The following is a 21,312-nucleotide window of genomic DNA, read 5'->3' as shown; positions in this document are numbered from 1 at the left end:
TCAGTCCTTCTTACTCCAGGTTCGTAGTGAGGACTTCAGTCCTTCTTACTCCAGGTTCGTAGTGAGGACTTCAGTCCTTCTTACTCCAGGTTCGTAGTGAGGACTTCAGTCCTTCTTACTCCAGGTTAGTAGTGAGGACTTCAGTCCTTCTTACTCCAGGTTAGTAGTGAGGACTTCAGTCCTTCTTACTCCAGGTTCGTAGTGAGGACTTCAGTCCTTCTTACTCCAGGTTCGTAGTGAGGACTTCAGTCCTTATTCATTCCAAAAGAAAGGACTAAAGTCCTCACTACAAACCTGGTTTATTTCCTCTTATTTTACAAACCTGGTTTACTTCTGATTAGGAATGAAAATTTAATAACTTGCACAAGGGCGGTGGGGTGGGCGCCAGATCCCGCCCCTCTCACAAGGGCGGGCGGGACACCCCACAATAACAATTAAAATTGTAAGTTATTTAATTTGCGATCCTTATTTAACGACTGCTTCCCAAACCCAAGACAAAGCAGCCGATCGCCCTCAGCAACATTTGGGTCATTCTGCAAATAATCCCCCAACCACTCGCAACTCCGAGCAATCATATTATTCAGTTCCAAATTCTGCAAAGGCCACAGAATGACAGTCCGATCCCTGCTAGCAAAAGCCAGAGTTTTGCTGTCCGAACTAAAACTAACGCTCAACACCCGATCGCTCGATTCCAAAGTTTTAGAAAGCAGCGCCTGCTTGCCGTCAAAATTCCACAGCTTAACAGTATTTCCTGCACTCGCCGCCGCAATCAACTTGCCGTCAGGACTGAAACTCACGCTTTCGACAGTATCGCTGTGGTCGAGTTTTTCAGTTAAATTTGCCGCCTTACCGTCAACAGCCCACAAATAAACTTTTTTATCAGCACAAGCAGCAGCAACAGTCTTGCCATCTGGACTGAAACTCACATCTCTTACCCTATCCCCGTGGTCGAGAGTTTTCACAACCTTGGCTGAAGTACCATTAAATTGCCACAGGTAAACTCTCTTTTCTCCTGTCATTTCCACAGCCGTTTTCTTGGCGCTCGCCTTGTCGTCAGCAGCGGTAGCAGTAGCAATTGTTTTGCCGTCGGGGCTGAAACTAACGCTAATTACAGGATTGCTGTGATCGAGTTTGGCAAGCAAAGTTGCTTTCGCACCGTTCCAGCGCCAGAGGTACAATTTGCGATCGGCACTAGCGGCAGCAATTATCTTGCCATCTGGACTAAAACTCACACTTCTAACAATACCGCTGTGCTTCAGAGTATCTAACAGTTTTCCGTTAAAATTCCATAGTTTCACAGTTTTGTCATCGCTGGCAGAAGCAACAGTTTTATTGTCAGGCGAAAATCCAGCCCAGGTAACAGAATCATTGTGACCTTCTAAGATTTTGATTAAACTGCCGTCAGGGCGCCACAGCCTCACCGTGTTGTCGCGGCTAGCAGAAGCAATAATTTTACCGTCTGCACTATAACTGACTTTATAAACCCAGCCTTCATGTCCCGATAAAATTTTGTTCAACGGAGTGTTATTGGGCTGCCAAATTTTCACCGTTTTGTCCTTACTTGCGGAAGAAATCGTGCCATCGCCGTTGAAAGTTACTGCCCTCACATCATCTTGATGTCCTCGAAAAGTGTTGAGCAAAGTACCGCTGCGACTCCAAATTTTTACCGTATCGTCGGCGCTGCCGGTGACAATCTTTTCGCCGTCGCGACTGAAACTCGCGCTCACAACTGCATCATTGTGTCCTTTAAGAGTTGTGATTTCCTCACCGTTAATGTTCCAAATTTTGGCTGTGGTGTCGGCGCTTGCCGAGACGAGTTGTTGGCTGTTGGGACTAAACTTGACGCTGTAAACAATATTGGAATGTTTGGTTAATGTTTGGGGCTTGATTTGAAATTTCTGGGTTTTACCTTGTCGGTTCCAAAGTTTGACAGTTTTGTCAACGCTAGCAGAAGCAATTGTTTTGCCGTCGGGGCTGAAACTGACGCCGAGCACCCAATCTTTGTGTCCGGTTAAGGTTTGCAGCAATGTTTTTGTCTCTAGGTTCCAGATTTTGATCGTGTTGTCGTGACTCGCGGAAGCTAGGGTTTTGCCGTCGGGACTGAAACTGACGCTGGTAACAATTTTCCTGTGGCCTGTTAAACTGGCGATCGCACTTTGGTCGTTATCCACTTGCCAAATTTTAATTGTGCGATCGGCGCCACCAGTCGCGATCGTTTTCCCATCCGGGCTAAAACTAACACTCGTCACGCTATCGCCGTGCTTGAAAGTCTTTAATAACTTACCTTCCTTGCTCCACAATTTAACAGTTTTGTCCGTACTTGCCGAAGCAACAGAATTACCGTCGGGACTGACAGTCACATCCAAAACAAACTTGCTGTGCTGCTCAAAACGGTTGCTTTCTTGCACCCCAGAAACTGCTTGTCTGAGTCTCTCAGCAATTTTATTTCTAGTATCCACAGGTAGCGCTGTACTCTTGATAGAATCGCGACCGATTTTAATACTATTTTCTAACACTCCCAATTGATTTTTTTCATTAGAAAGCACCAAAGCTTCCGAGGCAGAATTTAGAGCATCAGTCCGACTTGTTTCTGCTTCTTGGCGCGCGCTTTCTGCTAATTTTGCTTGCTCGAATCCCATCCAAGAAACACCTCCGAGTACCAACACTCCTAGAATCGCCGCCCGCAATTGCCATCTCCGACTTTGAAAAAGTTGAGCTTCTGCTTCGTGCTGTTTGTCTCTGGCTTCCGACAACAAAGCATCTTGCTCTCTGTCTTTGCGAATTTGTTCAATTTCATCTCGGTTAATTTGGTTTTGCTTTCGCAATTCCTCGAATTCTGCTTTTTTATCCAATTCCTGCTGCTGGCGGATGAAGCTAACTAGATAGTCATGAACGAGCTGGTAAAGCTCTGTCGGTAGTTCCGTCCACCGAAAAACTAAACCGGATTTGACCAACAATTCTAAGACTAAATCTAATTTATCAGATTCTGCGAATATCGCTAAATCTGAAGCTAATTCAGCCCGAGTTTTTAGGGGACGTATCTCATCTTCATCCGTCAGAAAGTACAAAACCCGGCGCGCTGCTACTTCATTTTCTGGCCCGCAATCTTTGATGACTTCTTCGACAAATCTTTCGACTAATTTCTGTTGCGGATTGTTGCCGAGTTCCTGATATTGAGTTAAAGTTCTAATATCCTCTTGTTGGAGTTGAGCGCCCACAAGTTGCAGTTCGATGGGGCGAACTTCTCCCCATTCTCCAGCTAAATCTTTGACTAATTCTTCGATTAGCTCTGGTTCTAAGTAAAACTGCGATCGTTCAGTTAACGTGCGAATTACCGATCGCGCATCGCCCTGGGAAAAATTTCCCAAATAAAACAGAATATCTTTGCTGAGAATGTCAGCCAAAATATCATTATTGATAAATTCCGTCTGGTGTTTTTGTCGGGAAAATTCCAGCAAATAGTACAGGTAATCTTCCCGCAAAGACAGCACTACTTTTAAATACTTGATTGTCAAGCATTTCCGCAAAAAATCAAAAAATATCTGTCTTTCCGCAGGCTCTTTCCACACGAAAAAGAATTCTTCAAACTGGTCAAATATCAGAACAGTCACTAGATGTTCTGAATTTATTTGCAGCTCTTTAATGATTTTATCGTATTCGATCGCCTGTTTTTCGAGAATTACTTCAACAGGCTCCGATTGCTCAACGTTAGGGGAGCTATTCGCAGCGAGACTGCCGTTTAATCCATTACCAAGATTGCCGTTGACTGCGCCGGATACGGTCAAATCTACGGCAGCATTGGACGGTAAAGCATCGGAACTTTCGCGATTGAATATTTCAGCTTTCCCCCCAGATAACTGTCTGGTCAATTCCCGCGGCCAGTTGTTGTAAACTTGCAGCACTACAGGCAAAACCGTTCGCATTTCTATCTTTTTTTGCTGGAGCGCCGGTACTAATCCTCCGGTGACAATCGAACTTTTTCCAACTCCAGACTGACCGTAAATTACTGTCAGTTTGTCGGGGGTATTGTTCATCCTGTATATCAAGCGGTTGAGGTCTGCTTCTCTACCAGAAGCAGTAATTTCGTCAGCGATAGTAGGAGCGGCGACAACTGTTTCGGCGGCGGGATTAATCGCTTCTCTGTGCGGCTGCAACTTTCCGGCTCCAATAAAAGCTCGGAAGCGATACGTATGTTCTACCGATCGATAATCTTGCTTAATTTGAAAGGCTTTGAGATATTCTCCCCGCTGAAAATAGAGTCCTCGCAGCATTTCTAAAACTCTCAAATACAGTTGCGGGTTGTAGCAAGGCTCAGTTTCCGAGCGAGCGAGCTCTAAATTTGCGATCGCCTCCTCGACCTCGCCCAACTGGCTCTGAGCCTCTGCTAAAATTAACAGGTACAAGCCTAGATGCTGCGACTTTACAGGCGCTCCGTGTCCCATCGCTTCTAAATTTGAGTTGAGAGCGTCTAGAGCCACTAAAGCCCATTCTTTCGCCCCTTGCCAATTCTTTTGCTCTAAGGCTACTTTAGCCAAAAAGCCGTAATCTTGAGCCAAATTAACTGTTGAGTTTTCCATATTTTCATGTAACCTCCGAGCTTTAATCGCTAAATTCCAGAGTGCATCCCAATCTTGTAAATGCTGCAATACTTCGCCGAGTTGATTGATGAATATACCGACGGCATTCGGCTGTCTGGCCCGTTCCAAAACATCGATACATTCCTGAAAATAATTTTTAGCTTCAGTCCAATAAGGACGGTTGCCGCTGCGGTGCTGTTCTGCTTGGAAGCGGTAGCAAAGGCCGATGTGGAATAGGAGAATTCCCTCTAATACTGGTGCAGGGTGAACGGTAAATAACAAATCGCTAAATGCGGTTTTCGGCCCGATAAATGCTACTTGATATTTCCAAAAGTTGAGACTGTTTTGATATAACTCAATAGCCTTTTCGATGCGGTGACAAGCATACTCGTTTCGGGCCTGAATAAATTGCAAGCTTGCGTCTATCGCGGGTTCTAACCTGATGTTACAAGTTTCCAAATCTTGCCTTGCAGACTCTAATTCAGTTAAAGAATTGGCTCCCAGAATGGCCCAATTACTCAAACGCCAATTGCCGCTTTCTAAAATTTGAGTAAAAATGCGATCGCCACTTTTGCCCAAAAAGTCCACCAACTCGTCTGGGCCCAGCACAAATTCCACACTTGTCGTCCAAGTCTCAATATCTGTGACTAACCGAATTAGTTTTTTTAAGATTGTGTCTGTCACCCACAGCACCACGGGGAAGGGAAAATTATTCCGAAATTCTTCCCTGACGTAGTTGGTAGAAGTCAAAACGCGATCGATTGCACTTACCGATTCTAATCCAAACACCATCAAAGCTTGGGGCTGGCTGTCACCAAGTTCGGTTTCTATCGTCGTGTACAGAGTTTTAACAGATGTGGGGAGGACAATTTCTCGAATCTCAATCCCCGACTCCTGGCGCAATTGACGTACAGTTTCCTCTCGCATCGCACTGTAATTGCACCGCACCAAAATCAGGGAGAATTCCCCCTGAGACATCGAGAGACTCCGGGAGAGAGTTTGCAGCGAACTTTTGTTTTGTTCGGCGGCGGTGTCTTGTTGGCAGCGCGAATTAATCATAATATTTTCAAATTGCGGTAGGATAGATGCTGTAGAAAGAAGTCATTAGTCATCTCGCCCTGAGCGAAGTCGAAGGGTAGTCATTAGTCATTAGTCATTAGTCATTAGGAAGAAGTCCTGCCGTCATTAGTCATTAGTCATCTCGCCCTGAGCGAAGTCGAAGGGTAGTCATTAGTCATCTCGCCCTGAGCGAAGTCGAAGGGTAGTCATTAGTCATCTCGCCCTGAGCGAAGTCGAAGGGTAGTCATTAGTCATCTCGCCCTGAGCGAAGTCGAAGGGTAGTCATTAGTCATCTCGCCCTGAGCGAAGTCGAAGGGTAGTCATTAGTCATCTCGCCCTGAGCGAAGTCGAAGGGTAGTCATTAGTCATCTCGCCCTGAGCGAAGTCGAAGGGTAGTCATTAGTCATCAGGAAGAAGTTCTGCCGTCAAGTGCTGTCCCGACTCGCAGCAGTCATGCCGTCCTGCCGTCATCAGGAATAAGGAATAAAGAAGTTAATTTTTATGTAGGGTGTGGACTTCGCACCTTACAACTTGTAGGAGGTTCTTAAGCATTAATATCACTTCAATACAAGCGAGTTTACTGCTGCAAAACCCATCCTATTAATGCAATTATGGACGCATACTAAGTAACGAAAGTTTTATAACTTAAACACCTCCGATTCACATTCTTCTCTCTCCGAGAAGTGTCGAGGGGAAAGGAGGCAGAGCCTCCGGAGCTGCGTTATCAGGCAGAGCCTGCTAACGAGCAAAAACTAAGTTTTTTGTATATTTTTCGTTACTCAACCCAAAATTTATAGAAACCGGGTTTCGACTCCTGCGTCAGCCCTGAAACTGTCCGATTGTTTTAGGCGATCGCCCTTAAAGCATACCCGAGAAAATACATACTCTGTTATCATAATCTCAGTCAAACCCATCGGATTTTACTGATTTTTTTTACCCTCGGTCGCTCAAATTATACCGAGCAAAAAAGTCGCTGCCAAAAATCTGACAAATCCGATGAAGTTACTCACAAATCGCTGAAATATTGCATTCCCTACTTTGCTGGCCTCTCGCCGCACTGAGATAAACTACGGGCGGCGGTTCCTCAATTACAACTTGCAGATTTTGGGTCATAAATTTATCAATCTCCACATCTAAATTAGTAGCTGAAAAATCTGGTGTGTCCGCATCCTCGCTTTCTTCAATGGCGATTGTGGTAGTTGGAGCCGCCACATCCAAATCCAGCCGATCGCCCAAATCTGACACTTTCTGATTGGGCTCTGTTTTTTGAGCGGTATCAGCGGCCAAAGCTTGACTTGTATTTGCGATTAGTACGATCGGCAATAATACCATTGCATTTATCGTTTGTCGCGCCGTGATTTTCCCCATGCTATCCTCCTGGTATCAACTAGATTTTAGTGCTGCTATAAATTCAAACATCCGCCGCTGCTGGGCTGCGGTGCTATTAATTAATAGTGCCTTATTTTCCGACATATAACCCAATCTGTGACACTTCGCGACAAGTTTGCTTGACAGAGGGTATCAGGCCAACTCTTCCCGTTTCTCTTTACTACGTGAAAACTCTTAAGGAATCAGGTTTTCCTTTAAGTAATTTCCTCCAGAAGTCCCAGTGTCTATCTCAGACTCACAGCGACGAAAAGTTGCGCGCCCCGTGTCCCCGTGTTTCCAGCAAGCTGATGTGACCTACTATACCCATCCGATATCTATCAATACTTAGGGCTTGCTGAATAACTCCAAAACCTGTTTCTGATGAGAATTCTCAGGTTCAATAAGTGGAGAGAATGCTCTCTTTGGAGTCAATCACCCAAAAATCTATGCACTTCACTCTTGCCTATTCCCTATGCCCTGTTTGGCCAATGCCCTATGCCCTAGCCCAAGCAGATCGCTTATTCAGCAAGCCCTACTTATATATCTGAATATTTCTAATTCTTGGCAGAATTCTCGCTACCAGGAAGAACCTGGTAACGCTGGTGGGCGAAGAGTCAAAAGCGCCTAAACGCTTGCTACTTAGTCAAGCCGTGTTCGAGGGCGTAGCGCACCAACTCAGTACGGCTGTTAGTACCAGTCTTGCTAAACAAACGGCTGACGTACTTTTCCACATTCCGCACGCTAGTTTCCAAGCGGCGAGCAATTTCCTTATTCATCAAACCTTGAGCAACCAAATCCAAAACACTTTGCTCTCGGGGAGTCAAATCAATTTTAACCGGCGAAGCACTTTGGACGATCGAACTACGGCCGCTCAGCAAAGACTCAATTCTCGCCATTTGGCTAGCCAAAGCAGCAATATCAGGACTTTCAGCATTGCCGCCCGTCTCCTTCGCCGCCGCGCGGCGGGCGAGCAAATTGGTGACAATTGCTACCAACTCGTCGGGATCGAAGGGTTTAGAAAGATAAGCATCGCAGCCTGCTTGATAGCCTTGAATGCGATCGCCCGTCATCCCCTTAGCCGTCAAAAACACCACCGGCAAAGCCTTATAGCGAGGATCTTCCCGCACTTGCTTGAGAAACTGATAGCCGTCCACCTGCGGCATCATAATATCTGAAATCACCAAATCTGGATTCATCTGCTGCAATAGTTCCCAGCCATCCCGAGCATTACTGGCAACCTCAACCGAAAAATTGCTATCTTCCAAATAAGCTTGTACTGCTTCCCGCAAGCCCGGTTCATCATCTACCAATAATAATCGTGCTGACATATCCTTTACCCTTACGCTTTACCACTATTATCTTTTAATTTAGCCAAATTCAACTATTTTTTCACTCCATCTATAGACAAGATTACAAAAATAGTTAGGACTGACTATAATACCATGTCCGGTCGATTACAGTCGCCAAAACGGTTCGTAGTGCGGACTTCAGTCCGCAATATGGAACGGACTGAAGTCCGCACTACGAACCAATGTTATTACGGTTAATCGATCGAACGCGATATCAGAGTCCATCCCACAAAAATCATTTTTTCTTGTGGGATGGGCACGCGAACCCGCCCCTAAATTTGATGAAAAGGACTTTTACAATTCAGGTCTATTCTTGAACAATTCCGACTTAAACTTTTGAACGATCGGTCAAAATTTCATAACCGGTTTCCGTCACCAATACAGTATGCTCGAACTGAGCAGACATAGCATTGTCAACCGTTACAGCAGTCCACTTGTCAGCCAGCGTCCGAGTGTACTTAGAACCCGCATTCAAAATCGGTTCGATCGCCAATGTCATACCCGATCGCAATTTCACGTTAGGCATTTCCCGGGTGCGGAAGTTGAAAACCGACGGTTCCTCGTGCAAATTGCGCCCGACACCGTGGCCTGTGAACTCCTCAACGATGCTAAAACCGTTGCTTTTGACATGATCTTCGATCGCACCAGCGAGATCCAGCAAATAAGCTCCCGCCTTCACTTGTTCGATACCTTTATAGAGAGCTTCTTCTGCAACTCTAATTAATTTTGCCGATTCCGGTGTCACTTCCACAACTGCGATCGTGATACAAGAATCGCCGTGAAAACCTTGATAATATGCTCCCGTATCTACTTTGAGAACATCTCCGGCGCGAATCACTTTTTTGGGGCTGGGGATGCCGTGAACCACTTCGTTATTAATGCTAGAGCAAATCGAGCCGGTGAAACCGTGATAACCTTTGAAACTCGGAGTTGCGCCCATTTCGCGGATGCGTCTTTCGGCATAAACATCTAAATCAGCAGTAGTCATTCCCGGTTTCACCAGTTGGGAAATCTCTTTGAGTACCGTTGCGACAATTTTCGCGGCCTGCCGCATAATTTCGATTTCGCGTTCCGACTTAATTTCAATGCCTCGACGCTGTTTTGTAACTTGGGGTTGTTTAGTTGGCCCAGAAAGCAGACTGCTAAAAATATTCATGTATTGATTGTCAGGTAATTTTGTAATTTGACAGCAGATATAGCAGTGAACAGTTGACAGTGGACAGTTGACAGTTGCATGGCAAGGAAATCAAACCGTTTATGCTATGGGTTAGGAGGCTGTATTCATGAGATCACTTATGTCCTCACCGCTGTGGCGATTGCTATCAAAGCAAAAAACCGCAAATAGCCGACTTTTTGAGCCAAAACCAGAGTCTTGTCCGAACTGTCGATCGCTTGTGCTTTAGTTAGCTTAATATTTTTATCAGAAATCCGCACGGGAGAGGGGAGTCGGAGAGGGCGAGAGGGGGATATGGTGTCAACAAACACGTTACACCCACAGAAGACCGGGCGGTTGAAACCGCGTCTATAAAAACACTCACGCGACGGGAGCGGGTTGAAGTAGACGCGGTTACACCCACAGAAGACCGGGCGGTTAGAAACCGCGTCTTGTCAAACAAAACCCGCCTCCGCGGGTTGAAGAAGGGGCGGTGAAAATAACGTTTTACGTTATTTTATTTAGCCTACCGGGCGGTTAGAAACCGCGTCTTGTCAAACAAAACCCGCCTCCGCGGGTTGAAGAAGGGGCGGTGAAAATAACGTTTTACGTTATTTTATTCAGTCGGCGTCCGGCGGACTTCGTTTCTGTAGACGCGGTTGAAACCGCCGTCTTCCTCTGACAAGACGCGGTTGAAACCGCCGTCTTCCTCTGACAAGGCGCGGTTGAAACCGCCGTCTGCATCTTCCTGCATCTTCCTCTTTACTTCCAATTTTGCCAAGAACTATTGAAGATAGAAGTACCCGGAAAGGCGATCGGATTTTTATTTTGCTGCAATCGCAACTGTAGCGCCTCTAAATTCGGCTCGCGGGACGGCAATTCGTCCACCAATTCATAGGGTAAAATCCCCTTTTCTAGGGAAAAAGCAGCCGTAACACCCGCCGCCGCACCCGCAGACCATTCAAAAGAATGCACTCGATAAGCAGCCGCCGCCGTGTGGCTCACAGCAATACTTTTACCCGCCACTAACATATTGTCAATCTTTTGAGGAATCATTGCTCGCAGCGGAATTTGGAACGGATAAGCTTGGCCTTGACCTTTGCGAGTACCTTCGCGTTCGGTGTTTCCCGGGGCTTCCGGCGGGCTGTTGGTCATGCAGGGGTGAAAGTCGATCGCGTAATGACCGATACCCACACTATCAGGATAAATCGTGGCGCGCGATCGGGATTTTGTCTCTTCAACAGATTGAGTTCCCACAGCCAAAGCCGGCGCGTTCAAACCTCCCACAGCCAACCACAAATTCCGATACTCTTGTTCCGACAAATTCTTCCGGTAAAAATCCGTCTTAAAATCATTGCGAGACATATCAACTTCCCACACCGTAAAACCTTGAGGCTGAGTCAAAGTCGGACGCCCAATAATCCGCCGCCCCTCCCGCATATAAGGATATTTAGAAAGTCCGTGCACCGTCCCCATCGGCGAATCCAACCCGCTCAAAAAGCGATTGTTAGGATAAGGCTTTTTCACGCCATTACCTAATTGCGAGTCAGTAGTTCCTGCTACCAACCAGTAGAAAAATCCTTTAGCATTTTCTTCGCCACGACGTAAAGTTTCCGTTCGCAAACCGCCCATCCAACCGCCCGGTTGCAGTTGACCGTTAGCCTCCAATTGCGCGCGAGAATAAATCAAATTATCCTGAGCCGAACCCGGACGGTAGTCATTCCCCCACGTCCAGTTTTGCATGGAAATATCCCCAGGATAAATCGGGAATTGTTTCGGATCGGCAGGGCGCGGCTCGTCGGGTCTCATGCTCCTAATTTGGCGGTAGCTGAAAACTAGCGGAAAGCTCGCTAATCTTTGCAATTCGTAACTGTAGTAAGGAGCGTATTGTTGATAAAAAGATGGCAATTGATGCTGTTGCGGTTCCTTGGTTGCTTCCATCGCAAAGGTGTAGGTAAAACCTTGAGTGCAGTAAGCATCGCCGGTGGGGCTGGCTGAGGAAGGTTCGAGAGGGGAACGCGGGTCAATTCCGAGGCGATAGGGAACATCGGCAAGTCCGATCAATTCGCCTGTTTCCGTCGCATCTACCACGAACCAATCAGCACCTCTAGGTTGCGAATTTGACTGCTTGGGCGGTTTGGAAGTAAACCGAATAAGAGTTTTGTTAAATCGCGCCGAATTTTCGTAGCGATAGGCATCTTCGATAGTTTGAGACAGAGTTTCGGTGTTGATGGGCGGGGTGTTGGCGGCGGGTTTGTGTTGAATGGCGATCGCACTTTTAATTTGTTGGCCCCCTACCGCATTTCCCGCCGCGGCCGGAGTAACTGCTAATTCTTTAATCACCGTATTCGGAAACCATTTGAGCTTACCATTGCCTCTTTCGGCCGCATCCTGCAAGATGTCAGATAGAATTTTGTGGCCGTTGTAGGGCATGAAACACGAATAGCTAACCCAACAGCCGCCGGGATTTAGCCTTCCGTAATGTTCCTTAATCCGCTGCCGCAACTCTAAGTAGCCGCGCGGGTAAAATAAGAGCGATCGCTGAGTCTCTCTTTCGTCTAGTGCGGAGGTTCCTTGAGAGGAAATTTGACCGCCCAGCCAGTCAGTAATTTCTGTGATGCAAACCGTGCGCCCTGCGAGCAAACCTTCGTAGGCGGTAGCAGCACCCGCAAGCCCGCCGCCTGCTACGAGAATGTCGCAAGTTTCCTCTTTGTCGGGATTGCGAGGAGGTGCGGCAAAGGCTGGGGTAATAGCCGAGATCGAGGTAATGAGGCTGAGGGTGAAGGTGACGAGCGATCGACCTTTGAGCAAAAATAGATACCGTCGCAGTTGCATGGGAGATTGTGGAATTAATTTAGACATCAGCGAAAAACACTCATCGCATCGAAATGTTTATTTTGCAGTATACTGGTATTTCGCGGTGCTGTCAGGGCAAAGTTGTTTTATATAAAAGGCATTAATACCATCAATAATTATAGAAAAGCAGGATAAAACTTATGCTCAGAATCGGCATTTTTTTCAGGTCGTTGATTCCTTTTGAGAGTTTAACAATTACCACAAGTTTAACATTTTCAGAAGTTGTGAACAGGTTGGACGAAGTTGTGACTCCTCCGAAATTTTTTAGAATAAACATACCTTTCGGTGCGCCACCTGCAAAACCTTATGAAGGAACTATTTCTGACAATACCTTTAAAATCAGTCGCATCATCACCGGTCGCAATTCATTTTTGCCAATGATCGAAGGAGAAATTTATTCTAAACCCTTTGGTTGTTCCATCAAAGTCAGGATGAGTTTACATAAAATAGTGCTAGCATTTATGATTCTTTGGCTGTGGACAACGGGCAGTATAGGAATGTTTTCTTTATTTGCTTGGTTCGTCGAACCTTCGGTGGGAGCAATATTTGTCCCAATCCTAGGAATGTTTTTTTTCGGCTGGTTTTTGTGCCTGATTCCATTTAAAATAGAAGCAAAATCAGCTATAAAGTTTCTTTCAATTCTCTTAACATAAAAATCAGATGCAGACGGCGGTTGAAACCGCGTCTATAAAAACAAAACCTGCCTCCGCAGGTTGAAGAGTATAAAATAAAAAAAATCAGCGTTAATCCGCGTTCATCTGCGGTTAAAAAATCAAATTTATGCGTCAAAACGAACTAAAACAAAAAATCAAACAAGGCGAAACAGTCCTCGGCTTATTTATGAACTGCGCCTATCCCGCATTCATCGAAATCTGCGGTCACGCTGGATTTGATTTTGCCGTCATCGACATGGAACACGGCCCCCTGCACCCGCTTGCTGCTGAAGATTTGTGCCGCGCGGCCGATTGCAGCGGCATTGCACCGATTGTCCGCGTCCGCAAAAACGACGGGCCGCAAATTCAACGAGCTCTCGACATCGGCAGCGCAGGCGTTCAAGTACCTCAAATTGAAAGCAAAATCGATGCCGAAATCGCTGTCAAAAGCGCTAAATACAGTCCTCTGGGGACGCGGGGCCTTTCTTTCGCTACGCGGGCGGGACTTTACACGGCCGCAGGTACAAATATCACGGACAAACTCAATGAAGAATCCTTGGTTGTGATTCACATCGAAGGGAAAGGCGGTATAGACAACTTGGCGCAAATTGTGACAGTCCCTCATATTGATGTGATTTTTTTGGGGCCTTACGATCTGTCACAGTCGATCGGCATTCCGGGCCAAGTCCGCGATCGGCGAGTCATCGACATGATGCAGGAAGCAGTGCAAACCATCCGCAAAGCAGGGAAAGCAGCCGGTACTTTTGCCGAAAACCCCGAAATCGCCAAGCAGTGGATTGATGTTGGCGTTCAGTATGTCGCCCTTGGGGCAGATGTTGCCGTCTTCCTGCGGGCCTGTCAGTCGCTGGTGAAAGCAGTGCGGAGTTAAGTTATAGAACCCATTTGAGATCTTTTGACGATCGCCCTTCATGTGAGATCGGCGAGCGCTACGGGCGATCGGCGAGCGCTACGGGCGATCGACATCCAATTGCCCGCCCGGAAAGAGAGTGATGCAGTTTCAAGCAAAACCGGGAAGGGTTATTGGTTGTCTCTGCTTACTGAATTCATGTAAAATTACCCTCAAAACACTATTGCTTGACGTGTTTTACTCTACTAATCTCACAGATGCCTTAGGGGAAATTTTGTCACCCTTTCTCTATCAAATATTGCCTCAAAAAAAGAGAACTCGCCCACCTAACTGGACTCAAAGACAAATTTTAAATGGCATCTTATACCAACTCAAAAATGGTTGCAATTGGGCAGATATACCAAAAAAATTACCTCCCTACTCTACCGTATACTGGTATTACAAGCAGTGGCGTTCTCAAGGAGCGATTGGCAAATTGATGAGGGTCTTACATTCTCAACTACGAGCGCAGGTCAAAAAAAACCGAAATGGACTACATTGATGATTATCGACTCACAGGCCGTAAAAAATACTTGTAATGCCAGCGCTGCCTCACTCATGATATTGTTTTTACAAATCTACCAACGGCATTTAAAGGCACTTAGCCGTTGATACACTTGGGTTTCCCTTCTTTACTCATTGTACTAAAGCCAGTTTATCAGATGATGCTGGTTTAATTGAGATGTTGACGATCAATATCGATTATTTTAAGTTTAAACCCGTTAATGTTCCCAAAATAACTATCTTACTCGCTCGCGGATATCATCCTGAACATTTGACTGTTGAATTAAAAAAGGTTTACCCACAAATTCTGACTAAAATTAAGTTTGAACTTTCGGAAAAACCATCAACAGAACAAAAATAAGCCCAAGGTAAGTCGGGATTTTTTCCGGTAAAAGCGAGGTGGATAATTGAACGATCGAATGCCTGGATGGAACGATGTAAAATACTCATTAATAACGAAAAGAGAACTTTAGATAATGCCAATGCTAAGGTTAACCTTTGCTTTATTAGACTGATGATTAAAAGGTTGGCATCTTAGATCTCAAATGGGTTCTATAGAGCAGATTGCAGGTTTATGACAGTAACATCAGTTGGCAAATCAGTATTCGTTGATGCCCCATGAATTGCTGGTACTCTATTTCACTTGCAATCTGCTCTATCTTTTTTTACTTGGCATCAAGCGGGAGGCTTGGTCAGTCGCCAATAGTGATGGAAAGTTGGTTGTCCCCAGGTGCGGTTGGCGACCACGTAATGTCCGCTGCCTCTGGCATCAGCATATTGGCTAAAAAGACTTAGGGCAGCGTTGGGGAATGACTTCGGTTGGATGACGTAAGTGTCGGGATCACCGCTGGCTGGAACCAATACCCAAGACTGCAAAGGACTGTTGCTGCTCTGTTGCAACCTTGGGTACCCATTCACATTAGCCGCAGGTTTTTCTGGCGCTTGGATATACAACGTATTTTGATTCAAGGCCCGGATGCGGTAGGTTCCATCGGTCTGCTTCTCCAGAACCCACAGCTGTGATTTTCCTCCTGCATTAGATGGATCGGACTCGGGAGACTCTTGGCTCCAGCTCATCAACGAGTTGCCGGGAGTCACAGGGAAACCATACGGTACTAAATAACCACCCGTTACTTGGTGAATCAACATCCAGGTACCGGAAACATCATCTGGGCGTGGGAGCATCATATCCTCCTCGGGATTAATGGGGGGTAGTGGTGGAAAAGAAATTGGAACTGTGATTTTGACGGTCTTGCCGCCAACGACTTCTCCATCAGCGACGACATCAAGAGAGCCACTAAACACCTGGGACGAACTGGTACCGGGTACATTACCAAGCCAGGAAACGTCAAAGCTAACTTGATTGTCTTGGTCTCTGCTGAGTGGACCATAACCAGCGGTAGGTGCGATCGCAACTACAAAAGGTGCCGTGGCGCCGCTAGCTACCAGACTGACGTTCCCGATTACTGCGATCTGTGCCGTCAATTCAGTGACGATCGTATTGATAATCGTATCGACACTCACACCTTGCACCAGCTTGCAACCCGTCGCCTTGGCGATTCTTGTCCCTTGTCCGGGGGTACCACCTGGCTCTCCGCATTTAGCTCTAAACGTGCTAGAGGAGTTTCTGGGTTCGTCGTCGAGTCCCGCTGGAGCACGATAATTGGTGTTCATGCTCAGTGCCAGCACCTTGATCTTCTCGGCGACTAGCTTAGCGGTGACCGATGCCTCGGTGATGTCGTAGGAAAGCTTGGAAATTGCCTTGCAGACTGAGTCGTGACCTGCGGCGTCGCCAAACCAAACGATGATCCGCTTGGAATCTGCACGCCAACCGATTTTGCCACCTGGTGGTTCTGCCACCTGATCGAGTCCATAGAATTGGGCTTCTGGAGTGTCCTGACCTGGAGAGGTCTTCCAGGAATCGATCGCGGCTTTGGCTTGGGCGATATTGCCACTCAGGCTGCTTTGGTGCGCGAAGGCGTAGGGATGTTCATCAGCAATCGGAGCCGGAAAGTCTTTGTAGTCGCCAACCCCGAACCAGACATCAGAGCCTAGTGCTTGGATTCTGGTCATCGCATCGACGATGCCTTTCTTGACGGCAGCGATCGCTGTATTCATGCTACCGGTCGTGTCCGCCAGAAAATAGGCATCCACTTTGGGGACTACCCCAGATTTTGGGATAGTGACTTTCACCACTTCGGCGAGCGTCTGGTCTTTTGATAGGGTCAGATCGTTCGTCGGGGGTGAAACCTGAATCGGAATACTCATCTTACGATACTTGTAACCGTTATATCTCGGACATCTTCTATTATTTCCTAAACGGTAATTACTAAATATTAAGTTTGGTAACGAGCTATCCAGAAAGAAACCCGGTTTCCGAACCCCGCAGGAAAGTCCTGAAAAATAAGCATGATGGTGTCTCCAGCCAGGGTAAGCTCATCTAATTTGGTATAAATTTACTTGGACTTTAAGGGCAAGATACGATCGAGTATCCAGTCAATAGCGGTTCAATAGAATCCATTGAATATCTTGTGAGGATCGCCCGCTCCGTGTAAGTGATGCTCGTAGCTGGCGATCGAGCTACAACGGGCGATCGAGCCACAACGGGCGATCGAGCCACAATTTTAAAGATGTCAAATGGGTTCTATACCATTTTTCAAAAATGATGCCTCTGTATTTGTAGGGTGTGTCGCTCCCCTCATCCCTAAATTTAACCGACTGTTTCGAGAGAGCGACGCACCTGACACATCGGGTAGAACAAACAACCCTCCGTTTCACTGCGCCCAACAATTGTTTTGTTGCACGATTTTGGAAAACAGGTATTACTAAGTAAATCCACCTAATTAAACATCAAATAGCGATCGGTAAAAAGCTTGCTGTGTATGTCTTCTTCCCTGTTCCTTCTTCCCTGTTCCTTCTTCCTTCTTCCTTCTTCTTTACGATATCTTTGCAAATTTTGTAATATTTTTTACGACACATTCAAAAAACCTGAGCTAGAGTAGAAGTATAAACCTTCTTAAGGCAAGACTTAGAAGGGGAGCAAGGATTAACGGAGAATACTCTATGAAAACCGTATTAGAATCCATTCACTTGGACTATGCTTTCATGTTTACTTTCAAAAAAGTAAACTCGATCAAGCTAGAAGGTTTCAAGCCATTTTTCAAAGATATGCCAGTCGATCCTTATATTAAAGGCAAGTATCGTTCCAGAAGATTGTCGCGGTTTGTCATCAACGGGACTGAGTTAGTTAAGTTACCTCACGGCTATTTGTTCCAAAGTAAAGAGTATAATCCGGTGGTGGGCGATATCCGGCGAGAATATGCCGAATTGGACGATCGGCTAATTAGCCTCGATAACTTCAAACAACTGATTTTTGCTTTCTTCGATTCATGCAAAATTCACCCGGAAGGTGAAATCGGAGTCCATCAAATCAGGACGAGTTGTTCCCCCAAAAATTTCGGAAACCCCGCACCGGAAGGCATTCACCAAGACGGTACTGATTTTATCGGGATTTTCTCGGTCGATCGCACTAATATCGTAGGCGGAGAAACGCATTTATACTTGGCAAAAAAAGAGAAGCCCGTGTTTAATAAAATTCTGCATCCGGGAGAATTGCTGCTAGTCAATGACCACGAGTTTTTCCATTTTACTACGCCGATTAAACCGGAAGTGGAAGGAGTGGGAACCAGGGATGTCTTTGTGATCACTTCTCCGAGTTTGCTTACTGATTGAGCAAGTTAAAAATTGCGCGTCTTTCGTTCGCAGTGAGGACTTCAGTCCTTCTAAATCCGAGGACTCAAGTCCGCACGCTCAAACCGGTTCGTAGTGAGGACTTCAGTCCTTCTAAATCCGAGGACTCAAGTCCGCACGCTCAAACCGGTTCGTAGTGAGGACTTAAGTCCTTCTAAATCCGAGGACTCAAGTCCGCACGCTCAAACCGGTTCGTAGTGAGGACTTCAGTCCTTCTAAATCCGAGGACTCAAGTGCGCACCCTCAAACCGGTTCGTAGTGAGGACTTCAGTCCTTCTAAATCCGAGGACTAAAGTCCGCACCCTCAAACCGGTTCGTAGTGAGGACTTAAGTCCTTCTAAATCCGAGGACTCAAGTGCGCACCCTCAAACCGGTTCGTAGTGAGGACTTCAGTCCTTCTAAATCCGAGGACTAAAGTCCGCACGCTCAAACCTGTGTCTAGCAACTCACAAATAACTTCTATCGAAACTTCCGTTCAGACTCTGGAATGGGAACATCATTAATACTTGCTTCACGTCTTCGCATTAACCCATTTTCGGCAAATTCCCACTGTTCATTTCCATAGGCGCGATACCAGTAGCCCGAATCATCGTGCCACTCATACTCGAAGCGAACAGAAATTCGATTATCCGTAAAACTCCAGAGTTCTTTCTTTAAACGGTAATCTAGTTCTTTTGCCCATTTGCGTGTTAAGAAAGCTTTGATTTGTTCCCGTCCGCTGAAGAATTCGGCGCGGTTTCTCCATTGAGAATCTTCTGTATAGGCTAAGGCCACTCGTTCGGGATCGCGGGTATTCCAGGCATCTTCGGCGGCTTGAACTTTGGCTTTGGCTGTTTCTAGCGTAAAGGGCGGTAGAGGTGGTTTGGTTTCCATAAGTAGTTTGTGACTGCAAAAGGTTTTCAGATTAGCGATCGCCCAGCAACATTTCCAGCTCAGCAATTCTGGCTTGAAGTGCCGCAACTTCCTGTTCGGAGTAGCGAAGGGGAATATGTTGCGGACAATTCCAGTTCCAGGCTTCGACTTGAAAGAGTATAACTCGTTCAACTTCTGAGTCATCTTCAGGTACTCTCAATCGCTCAATTAGTTCGCGATCGCCCTCTACATATCTGGCTCTCCCCCAAATTTTTAGTCGTTTACGGTGACGGTAATCCATAAGAAATATAAAAGCTTTGTCGTTGTCGGAAAGATTACCAACTGTGACATACTGAACATTCCCTTTGAAGTCAGCAAAACCCAATGTTTTCTCATCCAGAACTTGCAAAAAACCTGGATGACCACCGCGAAACTGAATGTAGGGATAGCCATTAGAACTAACAGTTCCCAGATAAAATCCATCGATTTGAGCAATGAACTCTTCAATGTCAGGTGTTATCGCATCGTTCTCAGGCCCAAAGAGTTCAAACCGAGCGTAAGTTTCTCGCGCTCCACGTTGTGCTTGGGCAGCTTTGACAGCGGGAGTGAAGGCAATTTTGGTGAATTTACGAGCCATGGCACTGTCCTCTTGATAATTTTGAGAGTCCTAAACACAGGCGGGTCAAAAATCCGGTTTCTGCGCTAACGTCGATCGATGAAAACCTGTGATTTTGACTCTTAACCCGGTTTTTTGCGTCCGGGACTGTTTTAATTGAATGGGAGAATAATGGAAAAGATTATTTACCATTCTCCCATTCAAAGTTCTGCATCGCTATACCGTTGCAGAAGCCTCAATCCCGTCTTGCATCTCGATGAACCCAGGCAGTTGTTTGATTCGTGTAATCCAGTGTTGAACGTGGGGATAGGGAGTAAGGAAAATCTTGCCATCGGGAGCCAAATACACATAGGGAAAGACTGCCACATCTGCGATCGTCGGATGTTCAAATTCTAGCCACGTGCGATCGCTCAAATGTTGATTTAGTTGAGCGAGAATCAACTCTGCTTTTTGAGTTGCCCGGTCAATGTTGATGTTGCTTGCTGCACCAAACAGATAGTAAAGACGAGCGTGTTCGGGCCCTTGGCGAATTTCACCCGCAGTGGTTGACAACCAACGCACAACTCGACTCAGAGGTATAGCATCTAAGGGTAGCCATTGGTCGCCACCGTATTGACGAGCCAGGTATACTAAAATCGATTGAGCATCAGCAAGGATGGTGTCACCATCTACTAACAGGGGAACTTGACCGAAGGGATTGAGACCAAGAAATTCTGGTGATTTGTGTTCGCCCTTCATCAAATCGACTTTGATCCATTCGTATTCAAGATTCAGGAGTGAAAGTAAAAGTCTGACTTTGTAGCTGTTGCCAGACACTTCGTGACCGTAAAGCTTAATCATGGGTCATACCTTCTGATTGGAGAATAGAGAACAATAGATGATAGACAACACTTTGCAGGTGTTGTGAATTACTCAATGTTTGTACCGTTCGTTCGGTATAACATTAATGTACCGAACGTTTGGTATAATGTCAATAGGTCAACTCAAAATTGCTGTCCATGCCACAAGAAACCTATATTCCATGCCTGCTGCAACTGTTTCGACAGCATGGCTACGACGGAGCAACCCTATCTAAAATTTCTGAAGCCACAGGTTTGGGCAAAGCAAGCCTATACCATCACTTTCCCGGTGGTAAGGAGGAGATGGTAAGAGCTGTGTTGGATCACCTTAGAGCAGGGTTCGAGCAAAACATTCTGCAAGCCCTTCGCAGTGAGGGAGATACTTTGACTAGGCTCCAGAGAATGTGCGATCGCACATTCGAGTTACATGAAGGAGGGGAACAACCTTGCTTATTTGCCATCCTATTGATGGGTTCGGCACGCGAGATTTTTCATCCTCAAGTACAAAACCTATTGCGGACTTGGATTGATGCGATCGCAGAGGTTTTGATGACAGCAGGATTGGATGAAACACTGGCTCATCAGCGCGGAGAAGATGCCGCGATCGCAGTTCAAGGTGCTCTGATTCTGTCGCACGGGTTGAATGATTTGGCTCCTTTTCGGCGAGTTATCAAACAATTACCGCAACAATTATATCGGGACATAAGTAGGTAGGCGGGAAAAAACCTATCTATGTAACAAAACATTAAGTTACCTAATTGGAGTTAAACTTAAGACGTTGTGTAGTGTAATTTCCCCTTTGTCCTCTAACTTCTACTCCATGAATTAC

16 protein-coding genes are annotated in these 21,312 nt (G+C 46.1%); 5 read left to right on the top strand and 11 right to left on the bottom strand.

The genetic code is table 11. The annotated features are described in order from the left end of the window. Positions 1 to 434 precede the first annotated feature (434 nt). The 7 genes from QZW47_RS28515 to QZW47_RS28485 form a co-directional block, all read right to left on the bottom strand. Complete coding sequence (locus QZW47_RS28515; protein WP_293135313.1) at positions 435 to 5,636, bottom strand: hypothetical protein; 5,202 nt, start codon at positions 5,634 to 5,636, stop codon at positions 435 to 437. A 1,002-nt stretch (positions 5,637 to 6,638) separates the two neighbouring features. After that, positions 6,639 to 7,004 carry a hypothetical protein gene (locus QZW47_RS28510; RefSeq protein WP_293135310.1) on the bottom strand — a complete coding sequence of 122 codons (366 nt, stop codon included), beginning with the start codon at positions 7,002 to 7,004 and terminating at the stop codon, positions 6,639 to 6,641. A 635-nt stretch (positions 7,005 to 7,639) separates the two neighbouring features. Further along, entirely contained in the window at positions 7,640 to 8,332 is a 693-nt protein-coding gene (locus tag QZW47_RS28505) for a response regulator transcription factor (protein WP_293135307.1), read from the bottom strand. 349 nt (positions 8,333 to 8,681) lie between these two features. Further along, on the bottom strand, positions 8,682 to 9,509 hold the full coding sequence (map, locus tag QZW47_RS28500; RefSeq protein ID WP_293135304.1) for a type I methionyl aminopeptidase: 828 nt from the start codon (positions 9,507 to 9,509) through the stop codon (positions 8,682 to 8,684). A gap of 137 nt (positions 9,510 to 9,646) precedes the next feature. After that, the gene (locus QZW47_RS28495) at positions 9,647 to 9,838 is read right to left on the bottom strand and encodes a hypothetical protein (protein WP_293135301.1); all 192 of its coding nucleotides are present in this window, start codon (positions 9,836 to 9,838) and stop codon (positions 9,647 to 9,649) included. Between the two features lie 284 nt (positions 9,839 to 10,122). Next, the gene (locus QZW47_RS28490) at positions 10,123 to 10,260 is read right to left on the bottom strand and encodes a hypothetical protein (RefSeq protein ID WP_293135298.1); all 138 of its coding nucleotides are present in this window, start codon (positions 10,258 to 10,260) and stop codon (positions 10,123 to 10,125) included. 8 nt (positions 10,261 to 10,268) lie between these two features. After that, complete coding sequence (locus QZW47_RS28485) at positions 10,269 to 12,341, bottom strand: FAD-dependent oxidoreductase (protein WP_366930945.1); 2,073 nt, start codon at positions 12,339 to 12,341, stop codon at positions 10,269 to 10,271. Positions 12,342 to 12,586: 245 nt separating this feature from the next. On the opposite strand from QZW47_RS28485, the gene QZW47_RS28480 reads away from it, so the two are divergent. The 3 genes from QZW47_RS28480 to QZW47_RS30280 all read left to right on the top strand — a co-directional run bounded on the left by QZW47_RS28480 (position 12,587) and on the right by QZW47_RS30280 (position 14,424). After that, positions 12,587 to 13,015: a hypothetical protein gene (locus QZW47_RS28480; RefSeq protein WP_293135348.1), complete on the top strand. Its 429-nt coding sequence runs from the start codon at positions 12,587 to 12,589 to the stop codon at positions 13,013 to 13,015. A gap of 127 nt (positions 13,016 to 13,142) precedes the next feature. Then, positions 13,143 to 13,904 carry an aldolase/citrate lyase family protein gene (locus QZW47_RS28475; protein WP_293135292.1) on the top strand — a complete coding sequence of 254 codons (762 nt, stop codon included), beginning with the start codon at positions 13,143 to 13,145 and terminating at the stop codon, positions 13,902 to 13,904. A gap of 121 nt (positions 13,905 to 14,025) precedes the next feature. Beyond that, positions 14,026 to 14,424, top strand: a complete 399-nt coding sequence (locus QZW47_RS30280) for a transposase (protein ID WP_366930944.1) — start codon at positions 14,026 to 14,028, stop codon at positions 14,422 to 14,424. Between the two features lie 677 nt (positions 14,425 to 15,101). Here QZW47_RS30280 and QZW47_RS28465 read toward each other — a convergent pair. Then, a complete protein-coding gene (locus QZW47_RS28465; protein WP_293135289.1) occupies positions 15,102 to 16,694 on the bottom strand; it encodes a hypothetical protein in 1,593 nt (530 codons plus the stop codon). Positions 16,695 to 17,489: 795 nt separating this feature from the next. Between QZW47_RS28465 and QZW47_RS28460 the strand changes: the two genes are divergently transcribed. Continuing rightward, positions 17,490 to 18,158 carry a 2OG-Fe dioxygenase family protein gene (locus tag QZW47_RS28460; protein ID WP_293135286.1) on the top strand — a complete coding sequence of 223 codons (669 nt, stop codon included), beginning with the start codon at positions 17,490 to 17,492 and terminating at the stop codon, positions 18,156 to 18,158. A gap of 477 nt (positions 18,159 to 18,635) precedes the next feature. Here the strand turns inward: QZW47_RS28460 and QZW47_RS28455 are convergent, their stop codons facing one another. From QZW47_RS28455 to QZW47_RS28445, 3 genes are all read right to left on the bottom strand, one after another. Beyond that, the gene (locus QZW47_RS28455; protein WP_293135283.1) at positions 18,636 to 19,049 is read right to left on the bottom strand and encodes a nuclear transport factor 2 family protein; all 414 of its coding nucleotides are present in this window, start codon (positions 19,047 to 19,049) and stop codon (positions 18,636 to 18,638) included. Between the two features lie 31 nt (positions 19,050 to 19,080). Continuing rightward, on the bottom strand, positions 19,081 to 19,665 hold the full coding sequence (locus QZW47_RS28450) for a pyridoxamine 5'-phosphate oxidase family protein (RefSeq protein ID WP_293135280.1): 585 nt from the start codon (positions 19,663 to 19,665) through the stop codon (positions 19,081 to 19,083). 195 nt (positions 19,666 to 19,860) lie between these two features. Next, entirely contained in the window at positions 19,861 to 20,484 is a 624-nt protein-coding gene (locus QZW47_RS28445) for a glutathione S-transferase family protein (protein ID WP_293135277.1), read from the bottom strand. A gap of 158 nt (positions 20,485 to 20,642) precedes the next feature. On the opposite strand from QZW47_RS28445, the gene QZW47_RS28440 reads away from it, so the two are divergent. Then, entirely contained in the window at positions 20,643 to 21,197 is a 555-nt protein-coding gene (locus QZW47_RS28440) for a TetR/AcrR family transcriptional regulator (protein WP_293135274.1), read from the top strand. The last annotated feature ends 115 nt before the right edge of the window (positions 21,198 to 21,312 follow it).

Origin of the sequence: Microcoleus sp. bin38.metabat.b11b12b14.051, from assembly GCF_013299165.1 — a bacterium.
Classification (GTDB): Bacteria; Cyanobacteriota; Cyanobacteriia; order Cyanobacteriales; family Microcoleaceae; genus Microcoleus.
This window is presented reverse-complemented; position numbering and strand designations above follow the sequence as displayed.